Here is a 21,081-nt window from a genome sequence, read left to right as displayed (position 1 = left end):
AATAAAGATCCCCGCGGCGAAAACCATCAATAAAGCATGTCGCTTGATGTTTTCTCGACCTTGCGCCCTTTTCGATGTAATAATTTATATTGAACACATCACAATTAACCAACTAATTAAATATAAGGTAATTAGTATTAAATTACATTATATCTTTGTCTATTAATTATTTTTACAGTAAACAAACCCATAACATTAAAAAATCCCTCCTCCTTTTAAAACCCGCAAGATAATATTAGTGGTATAGTGCTCCCGTTAACCCACCAAGCAAAAAAACAACAAAACAAAATTAATCAGATTAATTATTAGCGAACAATATCATAGATAATTTTATTACTTTAGGAACCTCAAAAATGAATAGATTTAAGTATATTCTACTAACTGTTTTATTGGCGATCGCCTCGCATCAGGCTGCCGCTCATAGCCAAAAGCAAGCTTGCCCTGCAACACCAAGTATTGGCAATGCCCAAGATAGTGTATTTCGCGCCTCAGCCGAATCAGGTGAATGGTCAGGTATTTTACCGGGCAAAAACCCTGACAGTAAAACAGTCATTCCATTTACACAGACACTTATTATTCAAGATAATAAAACGGGGGTTGCACAATTTCAGTATTGCACCCAAAAAATAACCGGACATGAGAAGCCCTCTGAAATGGGTTTAAATATTGATAGTCAAAAACATCTGATAATTACCACCACGGGTACCATCGGGCAAGATAAAACATCCAGCTTAGGGTTAACACATATTACCTGCGAAAAAACAGCTCCGGAAAACTGTACTTTTACAATACAAATAAAAGATTGATATAAAGCACTCCCTCGTAATGAGGGAGATTATAAAACATCTGTAATTAATTATCCTTAAGCAGGCACTTCTGCCGCAGCCGTTTCTCTTGACCACACTCGGTGCTTTTTCAAGGCTTCGATAAATTTATCAGTAACCAGTTTGGCATCACTATCGACAAGCACGCCCTCATCAGGAGTTGGCAACGGCAGCGCTTCATACAAACTTAGCGCCTCACCCTGCAAGCCGATGGCTTTAAGATGCTTAAAGGCCTGTAAAATATAGTTTTTGGCGTTACCATTTTTTTTCAGCACCTCGGTGCTAGCCTTACCGGCAGGGACAATAACGCCGTCAACCAATACCGATGGATTGCCTTCAATCGTACCATCCGCATTAATCTCTTTACCTTGCAGGGTTTTAATTTTCCCCAGTCGCGGCGCAAAGATTTTGCTGTGTATCCCCAGGGCATTAAGCTCAGTAGTAATCGTCGCGACAGAATCACCACATACGCCGTCGGCTACCAGCAGCGCTACCTGGCGTGATTTAACCGGATGTTCACGATTACCGTACAGGCTCAGCGCATCATCTTTGCTTAGACCGTTTACGGCTTTTGGCAACGCGTACTCTTGCTGTGCTTTACTTAGCTCAATCCCAAGATTCTCTGCCACCCGAGTGGCCAGGGAATGATCAATATAGCTTAGTTGATCGACCACGCGCTCACGGATCCACGGGCGCACAACCTTGCCTAATTCAAAGCTGAAAGCGCCTACCACATGATCCTGCTCGTAAGGAGTTTGGCTAAGCCAGAACAGTCGCGGCTGCGAATAGTAATCCGCAAATGAATCGCTACGACGGCGGATCTTCTCACCGTTCAGCGGCTGTGGAGAAGTCTCGAAACCGCCATGTTTTTTCGCCGGAGGCGTTTCTCGCGGCCAGTTGTTGTTAATTGAATTTGGCTCGTAGTTCGCTGCGCCAGAGATCCCCATCCGATGCATACCATCACGCTGGTGATTGTGGAACGGACAAACGGGTTTATTGATCGGGATCTCATGGAAGTTAGGCCCACCAAGACGGCTGATCTGGGTGTCCAGATAAGAGAATAAACGGCCCTGTAAGAGGGGATCGTCCGAGAAATCTAAACCTGGGACAATATTTCCCGGACAGAATGCTACCTGTTCGGTTTCGCTGAAATAGTTGTCAGGGTTGCGGTTCAGCACCATCTTGCCAACAATTTGTACTGGCACCAGGGACTCGGGGATCAGCTTGGTGGCATCGAGAATATCGAAATCAAACTTGTCCTCGTCCTCTTCCGGGATAATCTGCAGCCCCAGCTCATATTCCGGGAAGTCGCCTGCTTCAATAGATTCCCACAGCTCACGCCGATGGAAATCAGGGTCTCGGCCGGTCAATACCTGGGCTTCATCCCAAATCAGTGAAGCCGCGCCGCAGGTTGGTTTCCAATGAAATCTCACAAAATGACTTTTACCTTCCGCGTTGATCATTTTGTAGCTATGAATCCCGAAGCCTTCCATCATGCGATAACTGCGCGGAATACCGCGATCGGACATTGCCCACATCACGTTATGCAGGGTTTCAGGCTGCAGCGAAATATAGTCCCAGAAGGTGTCGTGCGCGCTTTGGCCTTGCGGAATTTCATTGTGTGGTTCAGGCTTCACGGCGTGAACGAAATCCGGGAATTTAATCGCATCCTGAATAAAGAATACCGGCGTGTTATTACCGACCAGGTCGAAATTGCCTTCCTGGGTGTAAAATTTGGTGGCAAACCCGCGGATATCCCTTACTGAATCAGCAGAGCCTTTTGAACCCTGCACGGTTGAAAAGCGCACAAACACTGGCGTATCAAGTCCGGGATCTGCCAGAAAACCTGCTTTGGTTAATGCCTCAAGAGACTGATAAACCTGAAAATAGCCGTGTGCCGCCGCGCCGCGTGCATGTACTACTCTTTCAGGAATACGTTCATGGTCAAAATGGGTGATTTTTTCCCGCAGCATAAAATCTTCAAGCAAGGTAGAGCCGCGAACACCCGCTTTTAGGGAATTCTGGTTATCGGAAATTCGGATACCCTGATCGGTGCGTAACGCCTGACCCTGTGGATCATCGCGGAAGGCGTCGAGCTGTTCGAGTTTCTCACTGGTAGTAGACGGATTTTTGTCTGAGCCTGCCGCGGTAGGCTCTGCGCCAGGAGGACTAATGCTGTTCTGAGGTTTTAGCGGAGCACCCTGCGGTGCGGTATCGTTAAGATGTGGCTCAGCGGATGCAGCTTGGTTATTACCATCACCTGGTTTGCTTACTGCTTTATCTTTGTGGTCCGACATTAAAACTCTCCTTAAAAGACTTACTAAAAAAGGGACTACTGCGAAATTATAGTTCCTATACTCATTAGTGCTTTTAGGAGAGCCTTGGTCGGGGAGATGAGCCTGGGTTAACTTGCGAACTAACGGGGGCTTAGCGATAAAAATCAGTAAAAAAAAACTGCATCTCGATGTTTCAGACCAGAGTCCAAAAATCAAAATGCAGTTTATTACCAAGGCACTAGCCTTTAACCAGCATCACACCGCCCTGAAAAGAACGGCATCAATTTAGGGTGTTTATTTCTTTTTCAGGTGCGACATCAGACGCTTACGTTTACGCATCTGGTTTGGCGTCAGAGGGTTGCGCTTACCTTCAAACGGGTTTTCACCCTCTTTGAATTGAATACGGATTGGCGTACCCATGATTTCTAATGAACGGCGGAAATAGTTCATCAAATAACGTTTGTAGGAGTCGGCCAAGTCTTTTACCTGATTACCGTGGATGACCACGATAGGCGGGTTATAACCCCCGGCGTGAGCATATTTCAGCTTAACGCGACGTCCGTTAACCAGAGGCGGCTGGTGATCTTCTGCAGCCATCTGCATAATTCGAGTCAGCAAAGACGTACCAACGCGCTTCGTAGCGCAATTATAGGCTTCGTTAACTGATTCAAACAGGTTACCTACGCCGCTGCCGTGCAGCGCGGAGATAAAGTGGATACGGGCAAAGTCAATGAAGCCCAGACGCATGTCGAGGGTATCTTTCACTGCATCGCGGGCTTCCTGAGACAGGCCGTCCCATTTATTCACCACGATGACCAGTGAGCGCCCACTATTGAGGATAAAGCCGAGCAGAGAGAGATCCTGATCAGAAATACCCTCGCGTGCGTCAATAACCAACATAACTACGTTGGCATCTTCGATAGCTTGCAAGGTTTTGATAACCGAGAATTTCTCGACGGTTTCAGTGACTTTGCCGCGCTTACGCACACCGGCGGTATCAATCAGCACGTATTCGCGCTCATCACGAACCATCGGGATATAAATACTGTCACGCGTGGTGCCAGGCATGTCATAAACCACAACGCGGTCTTCGCCGAGGATGCGGTTGGTTAGTGTTGACTTACCTACGTTAGGACGCCCAACAATCGCCAGCTTGATTGGCAAAGTGGTCGGGTCGAAGTCGTCTTCAACGTCTTCCGGAATTGCGTCTTCATCGCCAAGCTTCTCTGCCCAATAGGCCGCATTGGCCTCTTCTTCGCTCAGCTCAACTTCTTCAGGCTTTTCACCGACGAATGGAATTAATACGTGCTCGATAAGCTGAGTTACGCCACGACCGTGGGAAGCGGCGATAGCATAAACTTCGCCCAGACCGAGGGAGTAAAAATCGGCAGTTGCGCTGTCTGCATCGAGACCGTCGGTTTTGTTTGCTACCAGGAAGGTCGCTTTCTCACGGCTGCGAAGATGCTGGGCAATGCCCTGATCGGCAGGCATCACGCCTGCACGGGCATCGACCATAAACAGCACGATGTCTGCTTCTTCAATTGCCAGCAAAGATTGCCCCGCCATGCGGGTTTCAACGCCATCTTCGGTACCATCGATACCACCGGTATCAACAATAATAAATTCGTTACCCTCGATCTCGGCACGACCATACTTGCGGTCACGCGTTAGCCCGGGGAAATCCGCCACCAACGCATCACGCGTCTTGGTCAAACGGTTAAATAAGGTGGATTTACCCACATTCGGGCGCCCAACTAGCGCGACGACAGGTATCATTTTTTGAAGCCTCATTTTTTTACAGCCAACAAGTGTCGAATCCCAAAGGAATTAAACAACCGATCGCCATAATGCAAATCATTAAAATTCAATTTCTTACAACAAAAAGAATGACCATTCTTGCTGTTTTTAGAATACGAAACGGCCCCTGAGCAATTCAGGAGCCGTTTAATGGCCGAGCTATTATACCCATGATGTGGATATATACCCAAAGTAATTGACGAGGCAGTTAGGCGGCAAGAGAGCGAATCCCCAGAAGCTTACATTAGTAAGTGACTGGGGTGAACGAACGTAGCCAACAAAGCTGCATCTAAAATTACGAAGGATATTAGCGTTTGAAGGAGTAAACCTCGCCGCCCTTGGCCTGCACCACCAGCTTGTCGCTTGCCACAATTGGCGCGCTCAGCAGGCCAGATGAGTCCACTTTCTGCTGGGCGACAAAGCGTCCGTCGTTGGTGTTCATCCAATGCAGATAACCCTCGGCATCGCCGACCACAATAAAGCCATTGTACAGCACTGGCGCGGTCAGGTTGCGGTGTAGAAGCGCACTCTGAGTCCAGATAGTCACGCCGCCTTCAGTGTTGAGGGCCATAACGCGGTCATTCTGGTCAACCATATAAATACGGTCGCCGTCGACAACGATATTATTCACCGAGCCAACTTCACGTTTCCAGGCAATTTGCCCTGAGCGCAGATCCATCGCAACCAAATTACCGTTGTAAGCAACAGTATAGATAACGCCGTTTGCGATAACTGGCGTGGTATCGATATCGCTCAGGCGGTCGATTTCAGTCGCTCCGCTCGGCTCAGAGATACGTTGCTGCCAAATCATCTGGCCTTCTTTCATCAGCACTGCGCTGACACGACCGTTGTCGCCGCCGACGATAGCCGCACCAAATGCCGTAGCAGGGGCAGATTCGCCGCGCAAGGACAAGGTTGGCATATCAAGGTTGGCGCTCCAGGCAACAGTCCCGTCTTTCTGGTTCAATGCCTGCAGAATGCCGTTACCGGTGTGGATTAATACCAGACCGTCGCTGACAACAGGGCGTGAAATCGCTTCACCTGCTACCGTGGTTTTCCAGGCAAGTTTACCGTCGGCCGTATTCAACGAGTAAACAACAGCTTTTTCACTGCCGATATACAGGTTGGAACCGTCAACAGTCACACCACCAGAAAGCTCGGCGGAAATGTTGCTGGAGAAGAAGCCAGGGTTTTCAGAGAGATCAACTTTCCACTTCTCTTTACCGTTGTTGGCATCCAGCGCTTTTACGGTACCAAAACGATCGGCAGCGTAAATAGTGTTGTCTTTCCAGGCCGGGTGCAGGTGAGAGTAATACTCGCCTACGCCATCACCCACGGAAGTGCTCCACACTTCTGTTGGTGTGAACTGATTCTCAACCTTTGGCAGCGGAGACATTTTAACGACGTCTTCTTCGCTGTTAAACAGGGAACAGCCGCTCAGGAAGGCGACGGAAACTAATCCCACCAGGAGAGTTTTACGCAATTGCATCGGGGTTCCCCTTAGCTGGATAAATTATTCAATTTCATACGCAGCATAGTTTGCAGCGTTTGAGATGGCTTGGAATCAAGGCCTTTACTGTATGCATCCCTGGCACCTTTGGTGTCGCCCTTCGCGAGAAGAACATCACCACGTACCTCTTGTTGCATCGCCATCCAGCCGTCACCCTTAACATTGTCGAGGGTTTTCAGCGCGTCATCCAGTTTGTTTTCCTGCAACTGAATCCGTGCCAGACGGTAGTTAACCAGTGATAATAAATTTTCGTCTTTGGAAAGCTGGCTCGCCTGGTTCAGCTGCTTTTCAGCATTGGTAAAGTCTTTGGCCTGAACGAAGTGGTCAGCTAATTGCAAAGCTGCAAAAACGCCGTAGCTGTTGCTGTTGTTCTGGGCAAACTTCTCTAAATTGGCAACGCCGTCGGCTTTGTTATCCGTCAATGCGGTTGTAGCTTGCTGGAATGAGGCTGAGGCTTCTGTCAGAGCGGTATTCTCATGAGACTGCCAATAACGCCATCCACCTAACGCAGCAATACCCAGCACGACACCAATGGCCAGCGCTTTACCGTTTTCGGCAAAGAAGCGGCGGACGGCATCAACCTGTTCATTTTCAGTGGTATAGACTTCCACGTGGTCCTTCTCCTTAACCTAACATCGAGGCCAGACGCACAGCCAAATCGCTCTGCGCCAGCGTTTCTTGCTCACCACTTTGCAGATTTTTAACTACTACCTGCTGAGCCGCGACTTCGTCCTCACCTAATACCAGGGCGATACGCGCCCCCCATTTGTCGGCGCGGGCAAACTGTTTTTTAAAGTTTCCGCCGCCGTAGTTAGTCATGACTTTCAGCTCTGGCAGTACATCACGCAGCTTTTCAGCCAGCTGCATAGCCGCACCTTGCGTACCCGTACCGGAAGAAATCACATAGGCATCGACCGTGGCAGGCGCTTTAAAATCAGGGTTAACCGCTTGAACCAACAGAACTAAACGCTCAAGGCCCATTGCAAAACCTACTGCCGGTGTAGCGCGTCCACCAAGTTGTTCAACCAAACCGTCGTAACGGCCACCGGCACACACGGTACCTTGCGCGCCAAGACTGGTCGTCACCCACTCGAACACTGTGCGGTTGTAGTAGTCCAAACCGCGCACCAGACGCTGATTAATCGTATATGGGATACCTGCAAGGCTTAAAAGTTCACACAGACCGGCAAAGTGTTCACGAGATTCTTGGTCGAGATAGTCTGCCAGCTCCGGCGCGCCGTTCAGCAAAGCCTGAACTTCTGGATTTTTAGAGTCCAGAACGCGTAACGGATTGGTGTACATGCGACGTTTACAGTCTTCGTCGAGCTGTTCTTTATGCTGTTCAAGGAAGGCAACCAGAGCATCACGATAGTTGGCACGAGCCTCCAGCGAACCAATCGAATTCAGTTCAAGAGATACGTTTTCCGCGATACCCAGCGCACGCCACCAGCGAGCACTAAGCATGATGAGCTCGGCATCGATGTCAGGGCCGTTAAGGCCAAACACTTCGACACCCAGCTGATTGAATTGACGATAACGACCTTTCTGCGGACGCTCGTAGCGGAACATCGGACCGATGTACCACATACGCTGTTCCTGATTGTACAGCAGACCATGCTCGATACCGGCGCGAACGCAGCCAGCAGTACCTTCCGGACGCAGAGTGAGGCTTTCACCGTTGCGGTCTTCGAAGGTATACATTTCTTTTTCAACCACGTCGGTAACTTCACCGATCGCGCGTTTGAATAACGGGGTCTGCTCTACAATCGGCATACGGATTTCGCTATAGCCGTAAGTGCCAAGGACCTGCTTGAGCGTGCCTTCAATACGTTGCCATAAAGCGGTGTCGGCAGGCAGATAATCGTTCATGCCGCGGATAGCCTGGATGTTCTTTGCCACGTCAGTTCTCTATCTTTTTTATAAAAATGAACCCGATTATAGGTGTTTTGCATCCTCAGGTTCAATGCGGATACATCAACACTTCATATCGGGTTCAGATTAACTCAGCCCAAATGGGCAGGCGTGCCGGCATTGCGGCACGTGCTAAGGTTACTTTTCGAGATGATTGATAACAATGCGCTTACTTTGATCCATCAGAGCCGCTTTAGCCCGGATCTTGGCTTCAAGCTGATCGATCATCTGCTCATTATCGAATCTGTCTCTCTGACGAACGCCGTCTTCGTAGAAACCGCTTTTGTTGTGACCGCCAGTTACGCCAATAGTTGACACCAGTGCTTCGCCCGGACCGTTAACTACACAGCCAATAATCGAAATATCCATTGGAGTGATGATGTCTTCGAGACGTTGTTCCAGCGCGTTAACCGTGCCGATCACGTCAAATTCCTGACGCGAACAGGTTGGACAGGCGATGAAGTTGATCCCGCGCGATCGAATGCGCAGCGACTTGAGGATGTCGAATCCAACTTTGACTTCTTCGACAGGATCGGCAGCCAGAGAGATACGCAGCGTATCGCCGATCCCTTCAGACAGCAGCAGACCAAGACCAATGGCAGATTTAACCGAACCGGCGCGCAAACCACCAGCTTCAGTGATGCCAAGATGCAGAGGCTGAACGATTTGCCTGGCAAGCAGGCGGTAAGACTCAACGGCCAGAAAGACGTCTGAGGCCTTCACGCTAACCTTGAACTGATCAAAGTTAAGCCTGTCGAGGATATCGACGTGACGCATCGCGGACTCAAACAGGGCTTGAGGCGTAGGTTCGCCAAATTTTTCCTGCAGATCTTTTTCCAGCGAGCCGCCGTTAACACCGATACGGATAGGAATATTTTTGTCGCGGGCGCAGTCAACAACCGCGCGAATACGCGATTCATTACCGATATTGCCTGGATTGATACGCAGGCAGTCAACCCCGTATTCGGCAACTTTCAGCGCGATACGGTAGTCGAAATGGATATCTGCAACCAATGGAACGTTAACCTGCTGTTTGATAAGCTTGAAGGCTTCAGCTGCGTCCATGGTTGGAACAGAAACACGAACAATATCGACGCCAACACGCTCAAGAGATTTAATCTGAGCAACGGTTGCCTCGACATCGGTGGTGCGGGTGTTGGTCATTGATTGCACCGCGATTGGTGCACCATCACCGACAGGCACCTTGCCGACGTAAATCCTTGTTGATTTGCGACGGGTAATGGGTGCTTGGTTATGCATTTTTACTCTTCTCCATCGTTGCCTATCTGCCTTGGTACATAAAGCTACAGCTGCGTTGTCTTCGTTTATTCACCCGACTTACTGACCGAGGTCAGCTCATCGGGATTCATTCACTCGTTGCCTTGCTGTAGCTTCAATGACCTTGCCAGCACTTTAGTATTATTACTGCGCAGCTAAAGTCAGACGAGCAACACGGTTTGATTTAACGAAACGGCTTAGATCAACCGGCTTACCTTGGTATTGAATATCAACCGCACCAGGTGCACCGATTTTCAACTTGTAAGGAGCTTTACCTTTAACACTCAGAGTTTCTCCCCCTTTCTTGATCCCGCTGAACAATGATTTGCCAGTGGCATCATCAATCTGCAACCAGCAGTTTGATTTAAAGGTCATGGTCACAGCGTCTGCATCAGCTGCAGCAGTAGTGGCCTGAGCATCGCCAGTAGGCAATGTAGAAGACGGGGTCTCAGCCGGAGCTGGCTGGCTGGTTTGATCCGCAGCAGGTTGCTGAGTCTGTGCAGTGCCCACATTGGTAGCAGAGCCTGGCGTCGTGTTCAGCGGAATCGAGTTCTGAGCCTGTGGAGCAGCAGCATTACCCGTAGAGGTATCGGCTGGAGCGGCTGGCTGAGCTGCGTTCGTTGCTGTGTTCTGTGAAGAAGTATCACCACTGTTCAGAGGAATAGATTGCCCCTGAGCGTTGTCCTGGTTAAGCTGCGCGGTCGATTGATCTGCCATATTGGCAATCTCTTCCTGCTGCGCTTGATGATTTTGCCACCACCATGCACCGGTCAGGCCGAGGACTACGAAAACAATAAGCCAGGTAAAGCCCATCAGCCAGCCATCGCGTTTTTTGCGTGACTTGCGTAATGAAACACCCTGCATAGACGCCACTTTTGGCACATTGATTGGCGCTTGCTTGCCAATTAACGTTGCCAACTCCTCTTCAGGAACGTGGACCAGTTTTGCATAGGAGCGAATGTAACCGCGCAGGAAAGTCGGCGCCAAGTCTGCCGGCGTAGTTCCCTCTTCGATTTGTCGAATAGTCGAAAGCTTCAGGCAAAGGCGTTCCGCCACAGCCTGATGGCTGAGTCCCAACTGCTCACGAGCTTGACGCAGGCGCTCGCCCGCTGTCACTTTAGTACTTTTATCTTGAGTGGCTTCAGTATTCATTAGCTAAGAAGTGCTGGTACTGTTGGGATTGTGGAAAATTCCGCGCAAGCTGCTTTCCATAACGTTGAACGCTATCTGGATTGCCGGCTAACGCCGCGAAACGAATTTGTAACATAAGACTGTCAGCGCTGGCTGGCAGAACATGTTGATAAACATCCAGTAAAAGTTGCGCGTCGGCGCGATTACCTTCCTTGTACTGCCTGTTGGCTTCAGTAATCAGCGGTGCGCCTTTGTCAGGATCGTGTTTCAAAGCCTGGCTCAGTAACATTTTTGCCTCATCATTCTGATTAGCCTTCAGAAAACAGTAGCCCGCATTTTCAAGGCTGTCAGCTACCGGACCGGAATCAGGCAAGCTGGCAGCGATGCTAAACTGCTGTTGTGACGGTACATACTGCCCTAAACTACACAAAAACGCACCGTAATTATTCAGGACGGTTCCATTTTGCGGAGCGAGCTTAAAGGCTTGCTGGTAGCGGCTTTGTGCAGCATCGTTGTTGCCGATTTTTTGCTCGTACAACGCCATCCCCAACTGGTTGCGATAATCCTGTGGCGATGAATCCACAGCCTGTTGCAAATTGACTTTAGCAGCAGGAATATTGCCCTGCTTCAAGTAATCCATTCCCAACTGAAGTTGCGTCTGAGGTGCGCCAGAGGCGGCCTCGACCGGCGGCTGCTTTGAGCTGGAACAGGCTGCCAGCAGGCAAACTGCCAGACTCGCGGCGAAAAACCCCTTCGACTGCCACTGCACTATCGCCATTCTAAATCCTTTTACCTGCTACCGATTAGAAGACAAACGCAAGCTTAAAATCGCAACCCTAAATTAGGTCGTTTGAGCTACAAAAGAAGCCTAATTACATGGATTTCATCATAATAGCGTCGTTAGCCATTTTTTTCTTCAAAGTACGCTTGGTGCGGTCAATGACTTCACCTGCCAACTGACCGCAGGCTGCATCGATGTCATCACCGCGTGTTTTACGCACAATGACAGTAAAACCATATTCCATCAATACTTTAGAGAAACGGTCAATGCGGCTGTTGGAGCTACGTCCGTATGGAGCCCCCGGGAAGGGGTTCCATGGGATCAGGTTAATCTTGCACGGAGTATCTTTCAGCTTTTCGGCCAACTCGTGAGCGTGCTCGGTACCGTCGTTGATATGATCAAGCATAACGTATTCAACGGTAACGCGTCCTTGATTCGCATTCGATTTACCCAAATAGCGATTTACCGAAGCCAGGAAGGTATCGATGTTGTATTTACGATTAATCGGCACGATTTCATCACGGATAGTGTCATTTGGTGCATGCAGAGAGATTGCCAGCGCGACGTCGATCATATCGCCCAGTTTATCAAGAGCAGGAACCACACCGGAGGTTGAAAGCGTTACACGGCGTTTAGACAGACCAAAACCGAAGTCATCCAGCATGATCTCCATTGCAGGAACCACGTTGTTGAGGTTAAGCAGTGGCTCACCCATGCCCATCATCACCACGTTGGTGATTGGACGAGTACCGGCAATTTTTGCAGCACCGATAATTTTAGCGGCGCGCCACACTTGGCCGATGATTTCTGAAACACGCAGATTGCGGTTAAAGCCCTGCTGCGCGGTGGAACAGAAAGTACATTCCAGCGCGCAGCCTACCTGAGAAGACACACACAGCGTGGCGCGATCGCCATCAGGAATATAAACGGTTTCAACCTGCTGATTGCCAACCTGAATAGCCCATTTGATGGTGCCGTCGGCAGAGCGTTGTTCCACGGCAACTTCAGGGGCGCGGATTTCGGCAACGCGTGCCAGTTTTTCACGCAGCGTTTTATTGATATCGGTCATATCCTCGAAATCATCGCTGCAGTAATGGTACATCCACTTCATAACCTGATCGGCACGAAACGGTTTTTCACCCATTTTGAGGAAAAACTCGCGCATTTGCTTGCGGTTCAGGTCCAGAAGATTAATTTTGGCGCTCACCGGTGCCGCAGATTTCTCAGCCAGTTCGGCTATGGCTGCGTTTTCTGCACGGATGACGTTCAGGGAGTCGATCTCGTTGGAACTAAGAACGGGGATATCTAATTCGATAGTATTCGACATGCTTTATTGGCCTCGTTGTTACACGTTATGGCTCGAAGGAAGTGCGGGTCGCGTTAACCCACCAATGCTTGTTGCTCAAACCACCAGAAAATAAACTGCGCCCCAAAAGCGTAACTCTTGGGGCGCAGTATTGTACAAATTTTAAGGCGGAGTAGCTATGAATGAAAGCCCGTCAATACAAAATTATTGTATCTGCGAGTGAATCCATCCTGGCTTACTCATGCCTGACTTCTTATTAACGAGCGCAGATTTCGCTTTCGTCGAAGAAGTAAGCGATTTCGCGCTGTGCTGATTCAACCGCGTCAGAACCGTGAACGGCGTTAGCAGTGAAGCTGTCAGCGAAATCAGCACGCAGAGTACCAGCCAGAGCGTTGTCTGGGTTGGTTGCGCCCATGATGTCACGGTTACGCTGAACGGCATTTTCGCCTTCCAGAACCTGAACAACAACAGGACCAGAGGTCATGAACTCTACCAGACCGTCGAAGAATGGGCGGCCTTTGTGCTCAGCGTAGAAGCCTTCAGCTTTTTCTTTGCTCAGACGGATCATTTTAGAAGCGATGATCTGGAAACCAGCACGTTCGAAACGAGCAGTGATAGCACCGATGTCATTGTTAGCAACGGAGTTTGGCTTGATGATAGAAAAAGTACGTTCGATAGTCATAAAAACCTCTGTCTGACTTAAGGTGGGGCCGGTTAATTTAAATGTTAACACTGCCGGAAAATGGCGCCGATTATAGGGGGCGAAGTAACGCTTGCCTACAGGAATAACAACATTTGATTAAAAATATATGTCACTGATTCACTTTTTGGCGCAAAAGCCGCATTTTCCATAAAGAATTTCATTAATCAAGGGTGAAATTCAGCGTGTTTACCTGACTGCCCTCATCAAGCACCGTGAGCTGGTACTTACCGGGCTGACTCAGGGTTGTCTGAAAATGTCGATTGTCCGTCCCGCTCGCGATTTGTTCGCCATTCAAAAACCACCAGCGCTGCCCTGATCCGCCCTGAGACTCAATGCGCAAATCAATACTGTTCTTGCCGGGCAATGGTCTGAGAATCGCGTTATCCCGGATCCCAAGCAATAACAGCGGCTGCACGGCCGGTTTACCCAATGGTGGACAAAAAGCGTCGTGGGCTGGCAACCGCTGACTGCGATGCTCCTCTTGCGGCAGCCACGGTTCCAGCGGAGTTGGCCAAAGGGCGATTTGCGAAGAGTGAGAGTCGGGACAGTTGGCGGCAACCTGCTTACCGTGCGAGTTTATCCACAACGTGATTAGACTGCCTTCCTGCGACTCCTGGCCGGGTGCTGCGAGCGTTGGCGGCACAGTGCCGTCTAATATCCAGCTATTGCGTTGCTGTCGGCAGTTGGTATCCCCTGCAGGCAGCGGCTGACCACCGGGCCAGCAAAGCGTGGTGATACCCACGGATTTCGGGCGCGGATCGGCTACCGACATTCGTTGATTAAAACGCGTCGAGCCTGTGAGAAGGTTGTTCACCTGATTGAGTACCGGCACCGCTGTTGCATAGCCAAACTGCCCTGCAACCGGCGTTGCGTCGGGTCGCCCTACCCAAACGCCGATGATATAACCCGGATTGACGCCCATCGCCCAGGCATCTCGATAACCATAACTGGTGCCGGTTTTCCAGGCTAATTGAACACTGCCGGGCAAGGTATCATCGGGCTGGGGTTGAGCCTGTCCGCCTAAAATTCGTCGCACAATCCACGCAGCACCCGGTGACATAAGCCTGCGCTCGATTAAAGGCTGCCGAGGTTCAAAACGTAATCTTGCTACATTTCCACCGCGTGCAAAAGCGCTGTAGGCCTCAACAAGCTGGTCGAGCCGCGCGCCGGTACCACCTAAAATCACTGCCAGACTGGGGTCACTGTTAGGTGGAAAACGCAGTGCTACCCCGGCATTGCGTAAGTTGGCGGTAAAACGCTTTGGCCCATAGGCATCGAGTAATTGAACCGCGGGGAGATTCAGCGACCTGACCAGCGCCTCACTGGCACTGACCGGCCCGTGAAAACCGGTGTCAAAGTTGCCGGGACGATAATCGCCAAAACGCCGTGGGACATCCTGAAGCAATGATTCTGCCGCAATAAGGCCATCATCCAGCGCCAGACCATAAAGCAGCGGTTTAAGGGTTGACCCCGGCGAACGCCAGGCACTGACCGCATCGACCTGACCGAAGCGGCCGTCGTCTTTAAAATCCACCGACCCCAGATAAGCCTTTACCTTCATGGTAGAACTTTCAACAATGATCACGCCTATGGAGGTTTTCGACGGCAGCTGGTTCTTCCAGCCTGCCGCCAACTCCTCAAGTTGTCGCTGTAAGGTGGCATCAATCGTGGTGGTTATCACGTCGAGATGATTATGATTAGTCAGCCGCCTTGCCAGCAAAGGAGCCAGTTGCGGCACCTGACGCGGGGCCAGCCAGATTGACTCCTGTCGAATATCATCAACCCTTTTCTGCGACCAGACGTGATACTCGGCCAATCGGGCGAGTACCTTGTCTCGGGCAGCCCTGGCTCGTTCTGGAAAACGGTCCGGACGTAAGCGGCTCGGCGCCTGCGGTAATACCGCCAGCAGCGCAGCCTCTCCCGGTGTCAGCTCTGAAGGTGGCTTGCCCAGATAGGTCCAGCTCGCTGCGGCGATTCCCTGCAAAGTCCCGCCATAAGGTGCGCGGTTAAGATAAATTTCGAGGATCTGCCGTTTTGATAGCATCCATTCCAGCTGAAAGGTGCGTGCAATCTGGCGTAATTTACCTGCGAAAGTACGTGGATGTGGATCGATAAGTCGGGCCACCTGCATCGATAATGTACTACCGCCAGAAACAATGTCGCCGTCGCGAATATTTTGCCAACTGGCGCGCAGCAGCGACAGGGGATTAATGCCGGGATGATCCCAAAACCAGCGGTCTTCATAAGTCAGCAGCGCCTGTAAATAATAAGGCGAAACCTCTTCAAGACGCACAGGATAGCGCCATACCCCCTGAGCGTCGGCATAGCGCCAAAGCGGCGTGCCGTCTTCTGCCGTGACGACCCGCGCAACCGGCAGTTCCTGCAATGGAAGCGGCCAGATGCGGTTTGCCGCCCACAGCAGCGCGGCTCCCATTACCAGCAGCAACAGGAAGAATCGCACGACTCTGAACCCAAAAAAGGTTCGCACGCCCTCTGCCTGGCTCATTGCTTTTATCCCCTCGGATTAGCGAACATTCATTTTTTCCGATGTCTGTCCTGTCGCGCGCCAGGCTGGCACATACATAGATTCTACCTGTGGCGCAGGCACGGCATAGCTTCCCGGAGTCACCGCACGGGCCAGGTAAAGCAGTGCAACGTGTCGATATCCGTCAACATCAATGGCGGCGACATAGCGATCGTCACGGTATTCCTGATGTTTAATATCGGCCTGTTGCATGTCAGTCATCAACTCAGTGAGTTTGCTGGCCGAGTCTCCAAGACTTGCACTGCTGTCAGCCAGATTCTGATTTTCAAGCTCCAGACCTGCGGGCAGAAGATCGACCACCAGCGCATCCGGTACGTGGGAGTCAGCCCAGACGTCAAGATGGACTACCACTAAATCGCCGCTTTTTAGCGATGCCAAAGAAAGCGGTTGTCCGTCCATGCCCAGATAATTTCGTTTAATGTGCAGGACGCTGCTGCTCTCGGTCGGAGCCTGCAAAGGATAACCAGTAACATCAAAACGGGTATAAACCGCCGCGTCTCCGCTATTTTTCAGAATCACTGGTTGCTTGAGATGAATCGCATCAAAACCTCGGGTGACCGCCACGGTACCAGCAATCGCTTGCAAATCACCGCCGAGATTGACCTGCCACGGTGCTTCGGCACTGTTAATCAGGCCACGACCGGCCATAAACAGTGCGTTACTTTCCTGTGTCGACAACCAGCGCTGGCCGTTCAGGCTTTCTGAAAGAGAAAGCAGCAAACGGTCGCGCACTTCCGGCAGCAAATTATTTTCAGTGAGCAAGGACAGTATTAGCGCGTTATCTCTCAGCGGGCTGCCATAATCTTCCAGCCAGTAATTTTTCTCTGGTCGAACTTTAGCAACGCCCTCTGCTAGGGCAGTTTCGGCGCGCGGCATGTCACCCATCATCTTCAGGGCGATACCCAGTTGCACCAGTGGCAAACCGGACTGCGCCGCGCTGCGTTTTTCATAAAGCTGGCGCAGTGCACCAAGCGGTGCCTGTTGCTGCCCGGCAAGAACTAACCCAGCGTAGGCCTGAACGGCAAAACGCGTGCTGTCGGGCTGCGTGCTGTAGCGCACGTCAATCTGATTTGGGTCCTGCAAATAACGCTGCAAACGTTTGTTTGCTTTGTCTAATCCGTCGGTAGAAACGCTGTACCCTTGCTGTGAGGCGCGTACCAAGAAGTCGGTAGCGTAGGCGGTCAGCCAAAACTCTTCCGGGCTATCTTTGCTCCAAAGGCCAAAGCCCCCGCTGTCTTTCTGCATGCCGAACAGCCTGTCGATACCAATATCGATATTATGACGGCGAATATCATCGGTTGAGGTTTTAATACCCATGGCCGCTAATTGAGCACGGCTGGTGTACAGCGAAGGGTAAAGACCGCTGGTAGTTTGCTCAAGACAACCATAAGGATAAGCCAGCAGTTCGCTGATATAACGAGCCAGATTCAGCGGCGGTTTGCTGCTGAGTAACAAGCGCCCCTGTAACGTATCTTGCTCCAGTTGCGCATTGGCGTCAGGCGGCAGTTGCCAGGTTTCCCCTGGATGCAGCACGGTGGCAAAATTACGGGTCAGCGCCGGGAAGGCAGGTCGAACGCCAATAGACCAGCTACGATGATAATCAGGTAGTTTTTCATTGGGCAAATTCATACCACTAACGGTCAGGCTAACCTGACCTTTGCCAAACCCAGCCAATGCCTTGACGGGAATTGAAATCGTTTTACGCTGCCCCTGCGCCAGCACAACGCTTTGATCAGAAATTGATCCATTCAGGCTTATTAACCCGCTGGTTGCCACACTGAGGCTAAGCGTCTGCTCTGCGCCTGAAAGATTGGTAACATCCAGAGCCAATGCTGCGGTATCGTTATCGGCCATAAAGCGCGCAGTTGCAAGATCGGCAATTACCGGCGCGGCCACCACAACTTTAGACTCGGCGCTGCCAAAATCTTCATCACTCCAACCCTGAGCCATTAAACGCAGTTCGCCGTTAAAGTCAGGGATAGGAATTTGCACCTCACCTTCGCCATTATCATCAAGCGTAACCGGCATGGCCTGCTGTGCCACGATTGTCACTTCGGTCACCGGCTTCTGCCCCCCTCTTGATAACGGGTCTTCATCTCCATCACCGCCGAAGCTCAGGCTAGCCATACGGCCTTTGCCTTCAATCAAATGGCTATAAACGTCATACTGATCAACGCTATAACGTTTACGACCCAGAAATGCATCGTAAGGATCGGGAGTTTTAAAACGAGTTATCGACAACACCCCGGCATCCACCGCCGAGAGCAGCAGATTGATATGATGAGGCACAGCTTTACCTTCCACCGTGGCTTTAACTTTCACGGTTTGCAGCTGGTTAGGGCGAATCTTGGCCGGAGCCTGGAGTTGCAGGTTGAGCTTACGGCCTTCAGTAACCAGCGGCAGATGCAATAATCCTACGGCGCGTTTGGGCGTAGACTGCTGCTTCTTATCGCCAGGACGCAATACCAGCGCGCTGAAATAAAGGTCGTGACGCCGCCATTCGCTGTTGATAGGTACGTCGACATCAATACCGGCCTCAGGTACGTTTATTTCCTGCCACCAAAGCGGTCCGTCGCTTGACTCCACCAGCAGATAGCCCTTACCCGCCGCGGGAGCCTGAATGTGTATTTTTGCCCTCTCGCCCGGTTGATAAGCCGGTTTATCAAGTTTTAATTTGACCTGATCGGGACGCACAGCATCGGTGCTATCGGTATTGTCCTGCCAACTGTAACCGGCCCAGAAACGCAGGCTGCTGACCTGATGAGTTTGCGGATCTTCAACCTCGATACGATACGCACCCCATTCGACCGGGAAGCTGACTTTGGTCGAGCCATCGGCGGCAATATCTATCTGCTGACGAGCCAGCACCAAATCCTTTTTGTCGTATAAAGATTGCCAGCCGTCACTCTCTGACCACTGCCAATAATAGTCGCGACGCTCGCGGACCAACCGAACCTCAAGCCCCTTCGCCGCCAGCTTCTGACCTTCGGCGTTGGCAGAAACAATGTCAAAATCAGCCTGAGTGTTTTCATTGACTACCGCCTGCGACACCGTTTTATCGGTACGGTAATCGTAAATATCCTGCTTGTTAAATAGCGGGCGGATTCCTGGCAGCACCTCGGCTGGCCATATCGCCTGATCGACCCGACGGGTTATCGGTCGACCGCCCGACTCCAGCAGGCTCGCCTGAAGAATCACCGTCAGCGGTGAATGCACGCTGTTCCAGCTGTTCTCAATGCTAACCTCGCCCTTACCTTCGGCGTCTAATGTCTGGTCAATATCGCTCAGCGTTCTGGAAAGGTTTTCTTCATTAACTACGCCAAACTCGTAATCAGGCAAGGCAGAAACTGCCTCTCGCAACGGCCGTAAATAAACCTGCCCTTGAAGGCGATTTCCCGCCGCCGGTGCACCATAGAGATAACGCCCGGTCACATCAAACTTGACCTCAGCATCTATCGCCAGCGGTTGCTTACTGCTGCCGAGATCCAACGCCATACGTTCTGGAAGAAAATCCTCGACCTTGAATGGATAATAACGCAGCTGGTTATCGCCAAGATTAAAACTGACTTTCCATTCACCGGTCGGCCCATCTTGTGGGATAGGGTATTGATATTGATATAAACCGTTTTGTGGCTGCCACATAAAGGTATGCGCAACCTGACCGTCGGGTTTAATCAGCTGAGTTTTGATCGGCTGTGTAGAAACTGGTTTTCCGTCGGCATCGCGCAGCAGAGCATTTAAAAGCAAGGTTTCACCTGGCCGATATAAATCTCTCGGCCCAAAGGCAAACAGCGTTTTGCTATAGCCTTGCGGACCGGCAATATCAAACTCAGCCAGATCTAGTGCCGATTGGTTGAGATTAATCAGGCTAGTTTCGCCGTCATGCTGGGCAAGCAATAACACCGCCTTTGAATCTTTGGCAAATTTGGCGTGGCCCTGACTGTCAGTCTTGCCCTGCGACAGCGTGTGCCCTTTCCCGTCTAATAGTTGCAGATTGATATCGGCGAGCGGCATACCGGCTTCAAGGCCTTGAGTGTAAACGTCAATCTGTTGACTATAACTATGTAATGACACGCCGATATCGCTAAGCGTAAATAGGGTCGCCGGATTAGTGTAGCTATAGCGCCCGGCCTGTTGCATTACCGCAAGATAGACTCCCGGCTGCTTTAGCGTTTCAATTCCTGCCAGAGGTAGTAACAGATGCTCGCGGGTATTAAGCTGAGGATTAAGTGCAAAACGCCCGGTATAAACCAGATCGGCACGCTTTAACAGGGTCTCGGACTCCCAGGAAGACAGCGCGCTGCGTGATTGCCAATCGGCAAGAAACTCTGGAAGCGATTCACTTTTAATTCGGAAAAAATTAACGTCAACATTATTCACGTTGAGCGCGATGACAGGCAAACCCTCGGCCCATCGAGTTGGCAGCAGCGAGCCTTTACTGGCAAAACCTACGCTAGGTTCAATATTTCGAGTCTCGAGAGTCTTCTGCTGCTCGGCCCCCAACCCTGCTCCGTTAAGCGCTTTGAGATTTGCGTCGACAGTGACTACCAGTTTCCTGTTGGGTAATAGATGGCGGAATCTTAGCTCCGTGAGATTATCTGATAGCTCCCAGGCTCCATCTGGATTTCCACTTTTGGTATCGACCAAATGCACCAACGATGCAAAATTCTGTTCAGGATCGAGAGGAACGGAAAAGGTCAATACCAGCGCACTCGCGCCGTCAAGCTGAAGTTCGGAGGCATCAAGCAGTGCAAGCGGCTGTCCGGCACTCTTTTTTGCCAGCGCCTCACGTTGATTGCTATCAAGCTTCTGTGCCAAAGGAGAAGCGATTTTCTGGGCAGATACTTTTTCGGCAATCTGTTCTGAAGGCGGCGGCGGTGGATCTTTAGGTTTAGGATCATCACAGGCACTTAAACTCAACAGAGCTAACCCGACAGCTAAAACCTGCCAACGTTTCACTGCCCTGCATAATCCTGAACCTAAAGACTTGCCCATTGCGCTATCTCCCTGATGATCGAT

General features: G+C 50.8%; 13 protein-coding genes. 1 reads left to right on the top strand and 12 read right to left on the bottom strand.

The annotated features are described in order from the left end of the window. Positions 1-353: 353 nt before the first annotated feature. Positions 354-806, top strand: a complete 453-nt coding sequence (locus tag AB3G37_RS05705) for a DUF3757 domain-containing protein (RefSeq protein ID WP_369789990.1) — start codon at positions 354-356, stop codon at positions 804-806. A 56-nt stretch (positions 807-862) separates the two neighbouring features. On the opposite strand, the gene katE is transcribed toward AB3G37_RS05705, so the two are convergent. From katE to AB3G37_RS05645, 12 genes are all read right to left on the bottom strand, one after another. Beyond that, positions 863-3,121 (bottom strand): catalase HPII, encoded by a 2,259-nt coding sequence (katE, locus tag AB3G37_RS05700; RefSeq protein ID WP_369789989.1) that lies wholly within the window; start codon positions 3,119-3,121, stop codon positions 863-865. A 273-nt stretch (positions 3,122-3,394) separates the two neighbouring features. Beyond that, on the bottom strand, positions 3,395-4,876 hold the full coding sequence (gene der / locus AB3G37_RS05695) for a ribosome biogenesis GTPase Der (RefSeq protein WP_369789988.1): 1,482 nt from the start codon (positions 4,874-4,876) through the stop codon (positions 3,395-3,397). A gap of 328 nt (positions 4,877-5,204) precedes the next feature. Continuing rightward, the gene (gene bamB, locus AB3G37_RS05690; RefSeq protein ID WP_009638960.1) at positions 5,205-6,386 is read right to left on the bottom strand and encodes an outer membrane protein assembly factor BamB; all 1,182 of its coding nucleotides are present in this window, start codon (positions 6,384-6,386) and stop codon (positions 5,205-5,207) included. 11 nt (positions 6,387-6,397) lie between these two features. Then, positions 6,398-7,018 (bottom strand): YfgM family protein, encoded by a 621-nt coding sequence (locus AB3G37_RS05685; protein WP_369789987.1) that lies wholly within the window; start codon positions 7,016-7,018, stop codon positions 6,398-6,400. A gap of 13 nt (positions 7,019-7,031) precedes the next feature. Then, entirely contained in the window at positions 7,032-8,306 is a 1,275-nt protein-coding gene (gene hisS, locus AB3G37_RS05680) for a histidine--tRNA ligase (RefSeq protein WP_009638958.1), read from the bottom strand. 150 nt (positions 8,307-8,456) lie between these two features. Continuing rightward, the gene (ispG, locus tag AB3G37_RS05675) at positions 8,457-9,578 is read right to left on the bottom strand and encodes a flavodoxin-dependent (E)-4-hydroxy-3-methylbut-2-enyl-diphosphate synthase (RefSeq protein ID WP_369789986.1); all 1,122 of its coding nucleotides are present in this window, start codon (positions 9,576-9,578) and stop codon (positions 8,457-8,459) included. 162 nt (positions 9,579-9,740) lie between these two features. Further along, entirely contained in the window at positions 9,741-10,748 is a 1,008-nt protein-coding gene (gene rodZ / locus AB3G37_RS05670) for a cytoskeleton protein RodZ (protein ID WP_369789985.1), read from the bottom strand. Then, positions 10,738-11,505: a type IV pilus biogenesis/stability protein PilW gene (gene pilW / locus AB3G37_RS05665; RefSeq protein ID WP_009638955.1), complete on the bottom strand. Its 768-nt coding sequence runs from the start codon at positions 11,503-11,505 to the stop codon at positions 10,738-10,740. Before pilW ends, rodZ begins: the two co-directional genes overlap by 11 nt. A 94-nt stretch (positions 11,506-11,599) precedes the next feature. After that, entirely contained in the window at positions 11,600-12,835 is a 1,236-nt protein-coding gene (locus AB3G37_RS05660) for a bifunctional tRNA (adenosine(37)-C2)-methyltransferase TrmG/ribosomal RNA large subunit methyltransferase RlmN (RefSeq protein ID WP_009638954.1), read from the bottom strand. Between the two features lie 235 nt (positions 12,836-13,070). Continuing rightward, positions 13,071-13,496: a nucleoside-diphosphate kinase gene (ndk, locus tag AB3G37_RS05655; protein ID WP_009638953.1), complete on the bottom strand. Its 426-nt coding sequence runs from the start codon at positions 13,494-13,496 to the stop codon at positions 13,071-13,073. Positions 13,497-13,677: 181 nt separating this feature from the next. Beyond that, positions 13,678-16,023, bottom strand: coding sequence for a peptidoglycan glycosyltransferase PbpC (pbpC, locus tag AB3G37_RS05650; RefSeq protein ID WP_369789984.1), 2,346 nt, complete (start codon positions 16,021-16,023; stop codon positions 13,678-13,680). A gap of 18 nt (positions 16,024-16,041) precedes the next feature. Next, the gene (locus AB3G37_RS05645) at positions 16,042-21,057 is read right to left on the bottom strand and encodes an alpha-2-macroglobulin (protein WP_369789983.1); all 5,016 of its coding nucleotides are present in this window, start codon (positions 21,055-21,057) and stop codon (positions 16,042-16,044) included. Positions 21,058-21,081 lie beyond the last annotated feature (24 nt).

The sequence above is a fragment of the Rouxiella sp. WC2420 genome, assembly GCF_041200025.1.
Taxonomy (GTDB): domain Bacteria; phylum Pseudomonadota; class Gammaproteobacteria; order Enterobacterales; family Enterobacteriaceae; genus Rouxiella.
This window is presented reverse-complemented; position numbering and strand designations above follow the sequence as displayed.